Genomic DNA, 13,856 nt, shown 5'->3' with positions numbered 1-13,856 from the left:
ACCCCTTCTGGTCGTGTCGCTCGATCCGGGTCCGCAGGTCCTCGAGGGATGAAGATCCACGACTGGTACTGCCAGGGCTTGAGTGCGTCGGCGGCCAGGATGCGGCGGACGGTGTCGACGTTCACTCCTTGGCTGATGCGACTGCGCTACGGAGGCTCAGCCCACCGCTGGGACTTTGCCATCTATTCGGCAGGCAAGGACAGCTATGAGGACCGGATCTGGTCCACCGGCAGCCCGCAAGAGGCCCTCGACCTTGTCTGCGACATCTACGCCACGAACACCTGGCCGCTGAGCCAGCCCGGCACATGATCAGCTTTCAGGTCAACCGCCGAGACTTCCAAAGTCGACCACTTAGCCGACATGGCGCAATGATTCGCAACATAACAAGATATTTCACAACTTCGGGCGTACCGTCGCAGCCAACACCCCCCAACAGTGACGAAGTGGCTCGATGGCAACCTCCACACGCATCGACGAGGCAAAAGGCATTCTCGCGGCGCGTCTGCGCGCGCTCCGCTCGGACGCCGGCCTGACCGGGCGGGCACTGGCCGCGCGGACCGGTCTGGACCACACGAAGATATCCAAGATCGAGAACGCCGTTCAGATGCCGAACCAGACGGACATCCGGGCGTGGTGCAGGGCGTGCGACGCCGACGAGCAGGTAGTCGATCTGATCGCGGCGGCCCAGAACATCGACGCCATGTACACGGAGTGGCGGCGTCTGGAGGAGACGGGACTCGGACGTGTGCAGCGTTCGTTCCAGCCTCTGTACGAGAAGACCAGCCGGTTCCGCGTGTGGCAGCACTCGGCGATCCCCGGCCTGCTCCAGACCGCCGGATACGCGCGGGGACATCTGCGGACCGTCATCGACTTCCGCAACATCCCGGACGACATCGACGCAGCGGTGGCCGCACGGCTGCGGCAGCAGGGCGTGTTGCGTGACGGCACCAAACGGTTCGCGTTCATCGTCGGTGAGCAGGCGCTCCGCACACCGCTGGTCGGGCCGGCGGAGATGATCACCCAGCTGGAGCGGCTCGCCGAACTGACGAGCGGCGTCGCGAACCTGTCGTTCGGGATCATTCCGGCGTCGGCGAAACCGTCGATGATGCCGCCGGAGAACTTCTGGATCTACGATGCCGCGCGGGTGCGCGTCGACACGGTGCCCGGCCAGATCCAGCACAAGGCGCCCTCGGACGTCGCCGTGTACGAGAAGGCGTTCGAGGCGCTGCACAGCACCGCGGTGTACGGCGAAGCCGCCCGCGCGGTGCTACGGACCGTGGCGAGCGGGTTCCGCGCAACATAACGCAACATCATTGATGCCGGCACGCCGGTTACCTAGCGTCGTTAGCGTGCTCTCGCCCCCCTTTCCCCCGGCTGGCCCGTCCCAGGACGGGATCATCCGAGTCCCGAGGATGGTCTGTCATGGCCGCCGGGCGTGACCCCGAGAAGATCGACGCGGCCGCCAGGATCCAGGCGGACGCGCCGGGCTGGCTGGTCATGTGGCGACCGTGGCGGCGGTGCTTCACCGCGTTCGAGTGCCGCGACCCGCGACAGGTCCGGATCGTCGAAGCCGGCACCGCCGACGAACTGCGCGATCTCATGCAGCACGTCGAAGTCGAACTCTGGCAGACCCTGCCCCCGGCCGAGTCGCCCGCCACGCGCGACCTGCCGCTGAGGTCCGCCAGGTAACAGCCCTGTGGCCCCGGGGCGAGGACTCGTTCTCGGAGGGGTGCTCTTCAGGGAGAGGGGAGCCTCCCGGGGCCACAGGCGCCACCACCGTCCCGCCGGGTCATGGGCGGGACTCGTCCTCTGAGAGGGTCACCGGGTGGGAGCGCCTCCGTTGTCCCGGCGGTCCAGCGCGGTCTGGAGGGCGTCGGCCGCCTCGTCCTCGGTCTCTTCGGGACGGTTCCAGGGATACATGTCGTACATGGCGATTCTCATCTCGGTCGCATGCGAGCAGGGAGATGGCCCGGACTCCGGTCGGGAGCCCGACCGGGCCTGAATGTCGCGGATCCGGGTCGCGGATCGGCGACGAGGCGTGGAACCGGCGAGCGCCGTGACACCGCGGCGGGCCGCCGGTCTGTCCTGTCAGACCCCGCCGCGGCAGGTAATGAGTACGAGAACCTGGCGCATTTCCTACCACGGTACCCGCTCATGGACATACGGTCTCGCCCACCGTACGCATTTCTCACATGCTGAGACGCGTACGGCTGCCGCCCCGGTCTGCGGGGCGGCAGCCGTACGGAGTGAAAGCTATTCGGCCAGGTCGACCGAGCGTCCGCTGTCGGCGCCGATCTCGGCACCGATCTGGTCGATCACGTCGGCCGGGATGCCGGTGTCGACGGTCAGCGCGATGAGGGCCTTGCCGCCCTTCGCGTCCCGGGCCACCTGCATCGAGGCGATGTTGATGCTGTGGTCGCCCAGGATGCGGCCGACGACGCCGACGACGCCGGGACGGTCGGTGTAGGAGAAGAACGACAGGTGGTCGGTCGGCTCGATCTCCATCTGGTAGCCGTTGACCTCAACGATCTTCGTGATCTGGCGCGGGCCCGACAGGGTGCCGGAGACCGAGACCGTACGGCCGTCGGCGAGGACGCCGCGGACCGTCACGACGTTGCGCCAGTCGGGGCTGTCCGAGCTGGTGATCAGCTCGACGGTCACGCCGCGGTCCTTGGCCAGGAGCGGGGCGTTGACGTAGGTGACGGAGTCCTCGACCACATCGGTGAAGATGCCCTTGAGCGCGGCCAGCTCCAGCACGCGGACGTCCTGGGAGGCGATCTCGCCGCGGACCTCGACGTCGAGCCTGGTGGCGACCTCGCCGGCCAGGGCGGTGAAGACCCGGCCGAGCTTCTCGGCCAGCGGCAGGCCCGGCTTGACGTCCTCGGCGACGACGCCGCCCTGGACGTTGACCGCGTCCGGCACGAACTCGCCGGCCAGGGCGAGCTTCACGCTGCGCGCGACCTGGGTGCCGGCCTTCTCCTGGGCCTCATGGGTGGAGGCGCCCAGGTGCGGGGTGACGACGACCTGGTCCAGCTCGAACAGCGGGCTGTCGGTGACGGGCTCCTTGGGGAAGACGTCGATGCCGGCGCCGGCGACGCGGCCTTCCTTGATCGCGGAGTAGAGGGCGTTCTCGTCGATGATGCCGCCGCGGGCGACGTTGATCAGGCGCACCGACGGCTTGACCGTGTGGAGCTCCTTGTCACCGATGAGCCCGATGGTCTCCTTGGACTTGGGCAGGTGCACGGTGATGAAGTCGGCCTCGCGCAGGGCCTCCTCCAGCGACACCAGGCGGACGCCCATCTGCGCGGCGCGGGCCGGCTGCAGGTAGGGGTCGTAGGCGATCAGCTCGACGCCGAACGGCTGCAGGCGCTGGGCGACCAGCTGCCCGATCTTGCCGAGGCCGAGGATGGCGACGACCTTCTCGTCGAGCTCGACGCCGGTGTACTTCGAGCGCTTCCACTCGCCGTCCTTGAGCGCGGCGTGCGCCTGGGCGACGTTGCGGGCCGAGGCGAGAATCAGCGCGACGGTGTGCTCGGCGGCGCTGGTGATGTTGGAGGTGGGCGCGTTGACGACCATGACGCCGGCCTTGGTGGCGGCCTCCACGTCCACGTTGTCCAGGCCGACGCCGGCGCGGGCGACGACCCGGAGCTTCGGCGCGGCGGCGATGGCCTCGGCGTCCACCTGCGTGGCGCTGCGCACGATGAGCGCGTCCACGTCGGCGAGAGCGGGCAGGAACTGGGCGCGGTCGGCGCCATCGGTGTGGCGGACTTCGAAGTCCGCGCCCAGGACCGCGAGACCGGCTTCCGAGAGTTCCTCTGCGACCAGTACGACGGGCTTGTTCACAGGCTGGATCCTTTGAGACGTGGAGGCTGCTGCACGGACCTCACGTAGTCTATCGGCGCTTGTGAATGCGTTCACGAGTGTCCCGCGATCCGAGACGGTTACCCGCCCCTGTCACAACTCATGCGTAGAAAATTCAAGTTGGTATTGATCCGGAGAAAACTTCACGATTACCCTCATAAGCCGTGGTCCCCTACCTATCGTTCCTCATATGAGCATCGGGAACCCCGCCCTCGGCGATGTGCTCGCACAGCACGGCGGCCCGCACCGGCTGCTGGCAGCGCTTGCCGAATGGGGACTCCTGGTTGCCGTGCGACCGGATCGCTCCGTCGTGCTGGGCACGACGCAGAGCGGTGATCGGGTGCTGCTCGGATACACCTCGGCGAGCACCTACGCACGGCACCGTGGCAGCCACTCGTTGTCGGCCTGCGACGCCGACACCATCCTCGACATCCAGCGCGTCACCGGTGTGCGGGAAATCGTGATCGACGCCGCGGGCCCGGCGGCCGCCGCCGTGCCCATCGAGGATCTCCAGCGCTATCTGCGCTCGACCCGCACCGGCCCCACGCCGGCGCTGTCGGGCACGACTCCGACGGCGTACGCGACCGGGGCCATGGCCACGGTCCCGCGCTCCCCGGCTCCTCCCGTGACCCGCCCTCCGGCTCCCCCGGTGGCGCGTCCCCCGGCTCCCCCCGTGGCGCGCCCCCCGGCTTCCCCCGTGGCACGCCCCCCGAGGACCCCGGACCCGGCCCCGGTGGCTCGGCGGAACTCGGGGCCGGCCGCGCCCGCCCAGCCGTGGATCCCCTCGCCCCGGCCCCATCTGTCGGGGCCGATGCAGATGGTGGACCCCGGCTACCGGCGGTGCGAGCACCCGATTCTGCCCGCGCTGCGCGTCGCGATCTCGCACCTGCTCGCCGACTACCCGCTCGTCCACCACGTGTGGATCTCCGAGTCCCGGACCTCCTCCGGCGCCCCGGGCATCATGCTGCACGTCAAGGTGCACATGTCGGCGGCCGAGGACGTGGTCAGGGACATCCACCGCGGTGTCCGGGCCCGGCTGCCGCAGCTCGCCTCCAGCGAGGCGCCGATCCTGATGGCCAGGGTCGCCGACGCGCACAGCGAGCAGCGGATGGTCGAGCTGGGCGCCCACGTGGTCTGCGCCGACGTCACCGACTGAGGACATCACCGGCCCGGGGTCGTCGTCCGCCGGACGACGGCCCCGGGCTTATTTGATCAAAGTGTTCGCGACGACGATGGCCAGGCCCAGCAGCATGTCGACGCACCCCACCTTCCAGGCGGCCGGCCAGGAGCCGCCGGAGGCCCTGGTGGCCCACATCCCCCAGCCGAACAGCGTGACCGCGTTGAACACCAGGACGACGCTGACGGCGGTGTACGGATCCCACCACCCCGCGTGGGCCACGAGGAGCACGCCCGCGGTCGGCAAGGTGGCCACCACTAGCGGCCACTCGGTCAGCACCGAACGCGCCGCGTGAACAAGGGGCTTGTCGCCGGTCACGGTGTGGTGGGCGAGCACGTGCGCGTACCCGTGGGCGACGGCTGCCACCAGCCCGGAGATCAGCACCCACAACGCGTCGTATCCGGGATTGGCAGGGGCCTGGTCCAGGGCGGCTGCCAAGCTGCTGGCCAGAACGGTGCCGTAGACGGCGCCGAACAGCAGCCTTTCGGACGGCTCGCGCCGCCGGATCCGGCCCAGCATGCCCGAGCGCCTGGGGGATCTGAGATGTTCGGTGCTGTCGGCCATCGTCTCGCTAGCTGCCGTGAACTGGGATACCACCACACCTACCAGCTCTCCCGCCCGGCCCGGCGTACCCTCGCCGTCGCCCGGCCGGAAGCTTCGCCTACCCCATCCGGCGGGTCAGCGTAGTCCTGGTCCTGGCGAACGCCATCGCGATCAGTGCCGCCAGCGGCAGGCCGATCCCCACGGCTGAGCGTGCTGCGCGCCCTGGCTCGCCCGATTCCGCGCCGGGAGATGCGCAGCGCTGCGAGGAGGGCGCTCATCGGACGCTCTCCGGAGTGGAGGTGGAACCAGAGGTGGGCAGGTCGAAACTCATCGTTGTGTCTCCTACGTTCGGGGAGGCTGCCGACGGGCTCACCGCTTCCTCGCGGGGCCGTGAACCGAGATCAGGTGTGGCGGCGGGTGAGCAGCATTTTCGTCCGGACGCACAGCGCCACCATCAGCGCCGCAAGCAGAGGCAGGCCAACCAGCACACTCGCCAGCGCGAGCCACGGCACGTCGACCTCGGAGGCGAACGAGCCGACCGGCCCACTGTTCACCCACACTCCCTCGACCCGACCTCCGGAGAACTTGCTGAGGTAGCCCACCACGCCGAAGACCAGCCCGATGAGCATCCCTCCCGCCACACCCAGACCGGAGACGAACGCGGCCTGACCCGCGACGAGGAGACGCTGGACGAGGCCCGTCGCCCCCACAGCCGCCAGCGTGGCCCTGTCGGGGCGGCTCTCCGCCGCGGCCAGCCCGGTCGCGGCGAACGTTCCTCCGAGAACCAGGACGGCCGCACCGAGGGCGAGGGCGAGCAGCATCGCGGCGCTGCCGTCCTGGAAACCCCGCTCGGTCCTGACATAGGCCGAGCGGCTGAGGGTCCGCACGGCGGCGTCCAGCCGTGCCTCCTGCTCCGGCGTCACACGCGGCGCGGCCGGATCGACGATGAGAGTGTCGTACCCGACGGTGAGGCCAAGCTGGGCCGCCAGCGAGACGGGCAGTATTGCGCTCACCAGCGGCTCACCCTGAGGGCGCCGGACGACGGCCGGCACCGAGTGCGAGGTGCGCTTCTGCAGCTCGGCCGTGAAGACGAGCATCCCGTCGCGCAGCACCCGCGGGTCGAACACGACCGCCTTACCGGCCGCGAGGGCGGCCTCCGCGACGGGGTCGGGGCCGCGCAGGAAATAGCGGGCCAGGTCGGTCCCGCCCACGAGCGGCTCCCGGAACCCCATGAAGGGTGTCGGGCAATCTCTCGTGCAGCCGGGTTGAACCACGATATTGACATGCGAGAAGCCGGGCTTGGCGAACTCTCCCGCCTCGATCAGCGGCACTCCCGGCAGGGCGGAGGCGGTGGCTCGTTTGATCTCGCGCCAGATCGCCGGGCTGGACCCGTTGGAGGTCACGACCGTGCTCCCCATCAGGTACTGAGGCTCGTACCTCGTCCCCCTCTGAGCGCTCTGACTGGAAATCACCACCGCCACACCTGCGAAGACCGCGGTCGCGGCGAGCACCGCGGCCACGGCAGGGGCCGTGCGGCCCCGGTTGCGCGCTGCGTCCCTGGCGGCCATCCGGAACGGCAGCGGCAGCCGCGTCGCCAGGCGCGCGGCGGCGCCGATCAGCCACGGCGTCAGCAGGACCAGCCCGAGTTGCCCGAGCACCGCGCCCGCCAGCAGGCTGACCTGGTACAGCCCGAAGCCCATACCCCGCCTCGGCAGGACGGGGCCGATGACGATGATCGCTATCGCTCCCGACAGCAGCACCAGGCCCAGCACCGGCAGGCCCCGGCGTTCCCTGGCCCGGCCCCGGCGACCGGCCAGCGCCTCCGCCACGTCCGCCCTCGACGCCTGGACCGCAGGGACGACCGCCGCGAGCAGGGCGCTCACCACCCCCAGGAGCACGACGATCGCGATCCGGCCGATGGGCACCTCGAAGGGGCCGTGCAGAGCGAGCGGCGTGACGGCCGCGCCGATCCCGATCCCGCCCGCAGCTCCGAGCAGGGAGGCCGCGAACCCGAGGGTGAGTCCGTCGGCGAGGACGACGCCGCGCAGGTGGCGGGGCGAACCGCCCTGCGCGGCGATCAGCGCGAGCTCGCGCTGGCGGCGCCGGATGCCGACGGCGAACGCCGGGCCGGCCAGGAGGACGACCTCCAGCCCGATGATGATGGCGCCCAGGGCCACCGTCGTGATGTCGGAACCGTCCACCGCCCCTTGGGGGACGGGGTCCTCCGGGCCGTTCCCCGAGGGCGGAGCATCGACCACCTCTCGCGAGAGGACCGCGACGCCGTGCCGGTTCATCTCGCGAACCCGTTGCCAGGAGACGGGGGCGGGAGTGTCGATGAGCCAGTTCGTGCTGACCTTCCTGCTCCCGTCGAACACGGTTCCCGGAAGCGCGACGATCTCCGGACGTTCGGGCTCGCGCTGGGGTTCGACGACGCCGACCACGGTGACGGCGGCGGCCGTACCGCTCACCGTGACGGTGCTTCCCTCCCGCAGCTCCGCGCCGGGACTCGCCGCGACCTCCCCCGCGACCCGCGGCAGGCGCCCGGACAGAAGCTTGTACATGCCCTTGGTGATCGGGTCGCGCAGGTCGATCTCCCGGAAGTCGTGCTCCCGGTAGCCCTTCGCCCCCTGGTAACCGGTCCAGGCTAGGCGCGAGGGGACAACCCGGCTACCCGGCCCGAAGAGGGTGAGAACCTCCTGCTCCGTCAGATTCCTGTACTGGACGCCACTGCCTCTCGCGTCGATCCGAATAGACCCGTCGGCGCTCTGCCTCACCGGTTTGCTGGAGGCCCTCTCCCGGACGTGGGCATCGGCCGCGCCGATGTTCCAGTCCAGCCCCTCCCTGGTGGTGACGTCCCCGGTGGCCTGCCATGTCACGCCGACAGTGAGCAAGAGCACCGGCAGACCGATCATGACCATGATGAGCGCGCTGCGCGCTCTGGCCTGCCCGATCCCCCGGCGAGAGATCCGAAGCGCGGCGAGGAGAGCGTTCATCGGGCACTCTCCAGGGGCGTGGCGGTGGAATCGGCGATCTCGCCGTCGCGCAGGAAGATCACCCGGTCGGCCCAGGCGGCGTAGCGGGGTTCGTGGGTGACGAGCAGTACGGTGGCCCCCGCGTCGCACCGGGCGCGCAGCAGTTGGAGGACGTCGTCGCCGGTCGGGGTGTCCAGGGCGCCGGTGGGTTCGTCGGCCAGGATCAGCCGCCGCTCGCCGACCAGGGCGCGGGCGATCGCCACCCGCTGGCGCTGGCCGCCGGAGATCTCGTCGGGGAAGCGGCCGGCGATGTCGGCCAGACCGACCTCGGCGAGGGCGTCCCCCGCCTCGCGGCGGGCCTGCCCGGCTCTGATTCCGTCCAGCTCGCGCGGGAGCATGACGTTCTCCGCCGCGGTCAGCGACGGGATCAGGTTGAGGTCCTGGAAGACGTAGCCGATGTGGCGGCGGCGGAGCCCGGCGAGCTCTCCGGCCGACATGCCGGACAGCGGTGTGCCCTCCACCACGACCTCACCCGAGGTGGGCCGGTCCAGCCCGCCGGCGAGGTTGAGCAGGGTGGACTTGCCCGACCCCGAAGGCCCCATCACCGCGACCAGCTCTCCGGCGGCGACGTCCAGGCTCACCTCACGCAGCGCCGGTACGGCCTGCGGCCCGTCTCCGTGTACGCGGCTCACGTCCGCGAGCCGTACGACCGGATCGAAACTCATCGAATCTCCTTGGGCGTGGAGACCCCGGGCTTCAGCCCTGGGAAGGAAGTCAACTCTGCTTCTCCTGTGTCTGGGGGGAGGCCGTGAGCACGGCCTCGCAGTGGTCGAGCCAGCGCTGTTCGGCCTCGGCCTGGAAGATCATCGAGTCGAGCACCAGCCGCTGCGCGGGACCCGCCGCGCTCGCCCGCTTGGCGCGGGTCAGCTCCTGCAGCGTGCGCATGGTCGTGGTGCGTTGGGCCTGGATGACGGGCCGCACGTCCGCGGACGCGGTGACCGCCAGCGCGAGCTTGATGACCAGCTCGTCCCGGGGCCGGTCGGACTGGGTGACGGGGGTGCTGAACCATCGCTCCAGCTCGGCCCGACCGGCCTCGGTGATCGTGTAGACGACCCGGCCCTGATCGTCCTGCTCGCCGGGGGCCACCAGGCCGTCACGTTCCAGGCGGGAGAGCGTCGTGTAGACCTGGCCGATGTTGAGCGGCCAGGTCGCCCCGGTGGACGCCTCGAACTCGGCCCGTAACTGGTAGCCGTAGCGGGGGCCCTGACTCAGCAGGGCGAGTAGGCCTTGTCGGATCGCCATAGATACTGAGTATGCATACTCAGTATGTCCTCCGCAAGAGATCCGCATATTCTGGACAGGCTCCGCCCCGGGGGCTGATACTCGGGGGATGAGCTCGCCCCCTCCCCCGTCCCGCGCGTCCGACGGGGACCGCGATCGTGCGATCAACGAGCTCCGCGACCGCGCCGTGGAGGGCCGGCTCTCACATGACACGTTCCTCGGCCGCGTCGACATGGCGCTGCGCGCCCGCAGTCAGGGCGAGCTCGACGACCTGATCGCCGACCTGCCGCCCCGGGGCCGGTTCCGCCGCGCGGTGACCGAGATCGTCTCCTCGGCCTCCGACTTCACCAAACGGGTGGAGTCGGCCTGGCGGCGCCCCCGGCTGCCCCGGCTCGCGCTGCCCGGCGACAGCCGCATCCGCTACGTGGTCGGCCGCGGTTCGGCCTGCGACCTGGTGCTGGCCGACCTGACCGTGTCCCGGGTGCACGCCGAGCTCCGGCGCGACGAGGACGGCTGGATCGTCATCGACCTCGGCTCGCTCAACGGCACCCGGCTGAACGACTGGCGCCTGGTCGGACCGGCGAAGGTCCGTCCGGGCGACGTCCTCTCCTTCGGCGACTGCATGTTCCTGGTGATCACTGCCCAGCTGATCTGAGCGTCTCCGCGTTCAGGGTGTAGCGCATCGTCAGCAGGACGCTGATCCCCGCCAGCAGCGCGGGCAGCAGCGTGGCCCCGTAGAGCGCGGCCGTGATCGCCGACTCGGGCTGGGCGACCGGGGTCGCGGGGTCGGACTCCACGAATCCGGTCGCGCCGAGCAGCCAGCCGAGCACCAGCGCGCCGAGCGCGAAGACCACGGTCTCGCAGGCCGTCCAGAGGCCGGTGAACACCCCGGCGCGGCGCTTGCCGGTGACCGTCGCGTCGTAGACGATCACGTCCGACAGCATGGAGAACTGCAGGAGCTGGAACCCGGCGTAGCCGACGCCGACGACGAGCACGCACGCGTGCGCGTACACCGACCCGAACTGCTCGGCGAACGCCATCCCGACCGTGCCCGCGGTGAACAGCGCCGCCCCGAGGATCATCGCCCCGCGCTTCTCGTAGCGCTTGGACAGCCAGACCCAGGCCGGCATCGTGACCAGCAGGGGACCGACGACGCACACGAAGAGCGTGGTGGTCGTGCCCGGGTCGCCCAGGACGTAGGTGGCGAAGTACGGCGCGCCCGCCAGCAGGATGCCCGCGGCGAACATCTGGGCGCAGCTCAGGCCGAGCAGCACCATGAACGGCCGGCTGGAGCGGGCCGCCGCGAACTGGGCCCGGATCGACGTCTCGGCCTCGACCCTGGCGACCATCGGGGCACGTGCCGTACCCGCGAAGGAGGCGAGCATGGACACCAGCAGCACGCCCCCGATGATCAGGCCCATCAGCCGGTAGCCGGAGGCCTCGGTGCCGGCGATCACCGGTGCGACGGCTCCCGACAGCAGGATCGCCAGGCCGACGAAGAACATCTTCCACTGCAGCAGCGACGAGCGCTCGTGGTAGTCGTCGGTCATCTCCGCGGCCATCGCCTTGTAGGGCACCTCGTAGAAGGCGTACGCCGTCGCGGTGAGGAAGTAGCAGACGGCGACGTACAGCGCGGCGGGCACGCCGGTGAGCGGCGGGCCGGCGAACGTCAGCGCGAACGTCACGGGCAGCGTGACCGCGCCGACGAGCATCCAGGGGCGGCGCGCGCCCAGCCGGGAGACCGTGCGGTCGGAGCGCTGTCCCACCCAGGGGTTGACGAACATGTCCCACAGCTTGGGCAGGAAGACCACGAGGCCGGCCAGCCACGCGGGGACCGCCAGCACGTTGGTCATGTAGAACAACAGCAGCAATCCCGGGACGGTGGAGAACGTCGCGGTGGAGACTGAGCCGACGCCGTAGCCGATGCGGACGCCGCGGGGCACGGTGACGACGGCGGGAGCGGGCTCCGATGTGACCATGCGCACATTCAATCGCAGCAAGCAACCGCTTGACAGGCCCGAAAGATACGAACATTTCCGTATTGTCGCCAGGCCTGCGATTCCTCATGATCTCCGCAGACACCTAGGCACAGGGAGAAACCGTGCGGTCCTCGCGACGAACCACCATCTCCGTATCCGCCCTCCTGCTCGCCGGTCTCGCCTGGAGCTCGGCCCCGGCGAGCGCACTCGAACCCACCTCCGGCGTCACCGACCTGGTCAAGGACATCGACCAGATCCTCAGCGACGCCCGGTTGGCCCCCGGTCGGACGGGGGTGGTGGTCAAGAGCGCCGCCTCCGGCGAGAAGCTCTACTCCCAGGATCCGGACAAGATCCTCACCCCCGCCTCCAACGCCAAGCTGGTGACCTCGGCCGCCGCGGTCGACTCCCTCGGCCTGGACTACCGTTTCACCACGAGCGTGCTGTCCACCGGTCGGCGCGCCGGCTCGGTCCTCACCGGGAACCTGTACCTCAAGGGCACCGGCGACCCGACCATGCTCGGCGCCGACTACGACGCGCTGGCCGCCCGGGTGGCCGCCTCGGGGATCAAGGTGGTCACCGGCAAGCTGGCCGCCGACGACACCTGGTTCGACTCGGTGCCCCTGGGCACCGACTGGGCCTGGGACGACGAGCCGTACTACTACTCGGCGCAGATCTCCGCACTGACCGCCTCGCCCGACACCGACTACGACGCCGGGACCGTCATCGTCTCGGTCTCCCCCGGAGACGCCGCCGGCAAGCCCGTCAAGGTCTCCACCACCCCCGAGACCGGCTACCTGAAGTTCGACAACCGGGCGACGACCGGGGCCGAGACCGACGTGACGATCGAGCGGCAGCACAGCACCAACACCGTGCTGATCACCGGGACCGTCGCGGAGAAGTACGACGACTGGGTCACCGTCGACGACCCCACCGGATACGCCACCTCGCTCTTCCGCAAGGCGCTGTCCAAGCACGGCGTGCGGGTGCTGGGCAGCACGGCCCGCGAGGCCGCTCCGGCGGGGGCGGCCACCGTGGCCTCGCACGATTCGATGCCGCTGAGCGAGCTGCTCATCCCGTTCATGAAGCTCAGCAACAACATGCACGCCGAGATCCTCACCAAGGCGATCGGCCGCAAGGTCTCCGGCGCGGGGACCTGGAGCGCCGGGCTCGCCGCCGTCACCTCCTTCGGCCAGGCCAACGGCATGCCGGCGCTGCGCATGCGGGACGGCTCCGGCCTGTCCCGGGTGGACGGCCTCACCCCCGACGGCATCACGAACCTGCTGACCGCGCTGCGCGCCAAGCCCTGGTTCTCCACCTGGTACGACGCGCTGCCGATCGCCGGCGACCCCGACCGGATGGTGGGCGGCACGCTGCGGAGCCGGATGCGCGGCACCCCGGCCGCCGGGAACGTCCGCGGCAAGACCGGCTCGCTGACCGGCGTCACGTCCCTGTCCGGCTACGTGACCAGCGCGGACAACGAACCCCTGGTCTTCTCCGTGATGCTCAACCAGTTCCTGTCCGCCTCCCCCAAGGACATCGAGGACAAGATCGCCATCCGGCTCGCCCAGTTCAGCCGGACCGCCCCCGCCGACGTCGCGACCGTCCAGCTCCGCCAGGTCCGGCAGGACTCCGCCGACGTCGAGTGCTCCTGGCTGAAGCCCGCCGAGTGCTGATCCACCGACCTGCTGACCGCTGACCTATCGACCCACCGACCCACCGACCCACCGACCCACCGACCCACCGACTCACCGACTCACCGACAGAAGAGAGTGCAGGACACGGCGGCGCCCCCGTGACGGTCATTCGTCGCGGGGGCGCCGCCGTGTCCCCCGGAAGCCGCCCCCCGATCTCCGCCGAACAGCCGGGAGCCGGCGATCCGTAAGGGGGTGCCGCCCGACACCGCTGGATTTTCCTGCCCGCCGGCGTGCGGCCGGGAGCGGTCCCAGACGCCTCTGGAGGCTCTTCGGTTTACCGGTAACTCAAAATTAATGTCTGAAATTTGATGACAAAGGGTATCCATCACCGGCAGAATGCGGGGCCATC

13 protein-coding genes are annotated in these 13,856 nt (G+C 70.2%); 6 read left to right on the top strand and 7 right to left on the bottom strand.

Annotation, left to right across the window (positions count from 1 at the left end; translation table 11 throughout):
- Positions 1–48 precede the first annotated feature (48 nt).
- The 3 genes from OHA77_RS28055 to OHA77_RS28045 all read left to right on the top strand — a co-directional run bounded on the left by OHA77_RS28055 (position 49) and on the right by OHA77_RS28045 (position 1,689).
- A complete protein-coding gene (locus tag OHA77_RS28055; protein WP_406312422.1) occupies positions 49–309 on the top strand; it encodes a hypothetical protein in 261 nt (86 codons plus the stop codon).
- A 142-nt stretch (positions 310–451) separates the two neighbouring features.
- A complete protein-coding gene (locus OHA77_RS28050; protein WP_406312421.1) occupies positions 452–1,303 on the top strand; it encodes a helix-turn-helix domain-containing protein in 852 nt (283 codons plus the stop codon).
- A 119-nt stretch (positions 1,304–1,422) separates the two neighbouring features.
- Entirely contained in the window at positions 1,423–1,689 is a 267-nt protein-coding gene (locus OHA77_RS28045; protein WP_406312420.1) for a hypothetical protein, read from the top strand.
- A gap of 129 nt (positions 1,690–1,818) precedes the next feature.
- Here OHA77_RS28045 and OHA77_RS28040 read toward each other — a convergent pair whose 3' ends face one another.
- The gene (locus OHA77_RS28040; RefSeq protein WP_326825199.1) at positions 1,819–1,941 is read right to left on the bottom strand and encodes a hypothetical protein; all 123 of its coding nucleotides are present in this window, start codon (positions 1,939–1,941) and stop codon (positions 1,819–1,821) included.
- 312 nt (positions 1,942–2,253) lie between these two features.
- Positions 2,254–3,843: a phosphoglycerate dehydrogenase gene (gene serA / locus OHA77_RS28035; RefSeq protein WP_406312419.1), complete on the bottom strand. Its 1,590-nt coding sequence runs from the start codon at positions 3,841–3,843 to the stop codon at positions 2,254–2,256.
- A 208-nt stretch (positions 3,844–4,051) separates the two neighbouring features.
- On the opposite strand from serA, the gene OHA77_RS28030 reads away from it, so the two are divergent.
- Positions 4,052–5,017: a hypothetical protein gene (locus OHA77_RS28030; protein WP_326825201.1), complete on the top strand. Its 966-nt coding sequence runs from the start codon at positions 4,052–4,054 to the stop codon at positions 5,015–5,017.
- A gap of 48 nt (positions 5,018–5,065) precedes the next feature.
- Here OHA77_RS28030 and OHA77_RS28025 read toward each other — a convergent pair whose 3' ends face one another.
- From OHA77_RS28025 to OHA77_RS28010, 4 genes are all read right to left on the bottom strand, one after another.
- The gene (locus OHA77_RS28025) at positions 5,066–5,602 is read right to left on the bottom strand and encodes a hypothetical protein (protein WP_406312418.1); all 537 of its coding nucleotides are present in this window, start codon (positions 5,600–5,602) and stop codon (positions 5,066–5,068) included.
- Between the two features lie 380 nt (positions 5,603–5,982).
- The gene (locus OHA77_RS28020) at positions 5,983–8,574 is read right to left on the bottom strand and encodes an FtsX-like permease family protein (RefSeq protein WP_406312417.1); all 2,592 of its coding nucleotides are present in this window, start codon (positions 8,572–8,574) and stop codon (positions 5,983–5,985) included.
- Complete coding sequence (locus OHA77_RS28015) at positions 8,571–9,278, bottom strand: ABC transporter ATP-binding protein (protein ID WP_406312416.1); 708 nt, start codon at positions 9,276–9,278, stop codon at positions 8,571–8,573. Before OHA77_RS28015 ends, OHA77_RS28020 begins: the two co-directional genes overlap by 4 nt.
- A gap of 49 nt (positions 9,279–9,327) precedes the next feature.
- Positions 9,328–9,855, bottom strand: coding sequence for a PadR family transcriptional regulator (locus tag OHA77_RS28010; RefSeq protein ID WP_326825205.1), 528 nt, complete (start codon positions 9,853–9,855; stop codon positions 9,328–9,330).
- A gap of 88 nt (positions 9,856–9,943) precedes the next feature.
- On the opposite strand from OHA77_RS28010, the gene OHA77_RS28005 reads away from it, so the two are divergent.
- Complete coding sequence (locus OHA77_RS28005) at positions 9,944–10,489, top strand: FHA domain-containing protein (protein WP_406312415.1); 546 nt, start codon at positions 9,944–9,946, stop codon at positions 10,487–10,489.
- On the opposite strand, the gene OHA77_RS28000 is transcribed toward OHA77_RS28005, so the two are convergent.
- Positions 10,470–11,813 carry an MFS transporter gene (locus OHA77_RS28000; protein ID WP_406312414.1) on the bottom strand — a complete coding sequence of 448 codons (1,344 nt, stop codon included), beginning with the start codon at positions 11,811–11,813 and terminating at the stop codon, positions 10,470–10,472. The genes OHA77_RS28005 and OHA77_RS28000 overlap by 20 nt on opposite strands.
- A 122-nt stretch (positions 11,814–11,935) precedes the next feature.
- On the opposite strand from OHA77_RS28000, the gene dacB reads away from it, so the two are divergent.
- The gene (gene dacB / locus OHA77_RS27995; protein ID WP_406312412.1) at positions 11,936–13,486 is read left to right on the top strand and encodes a D-alanyl-D-alanine carboxypeptidase/D-alanyl-D-alanine-endopeptidase; all 1,551 of its coding nucleotides are present in this window, start codon (positions 11,936–11,938) and stop codon (positions 13,484–13,486) included.
- The last annotated feature ends 370 nt before the right edge of the window (positions 13,487–13,856 follow it).

The organism is Streptosporangium sp. NBC_01639, assembly GCF_045209755.1.
Lineage (GTDB): Bacteria > Actinomycetota > Actinomycetes > Streptosporangiales > Streptosporangiaceae > Streptosporangium.
Note: the sequence above shows the minus strand (reverse complement) of the source record. Positions and strands in the feature narration are given on the sequence as shown.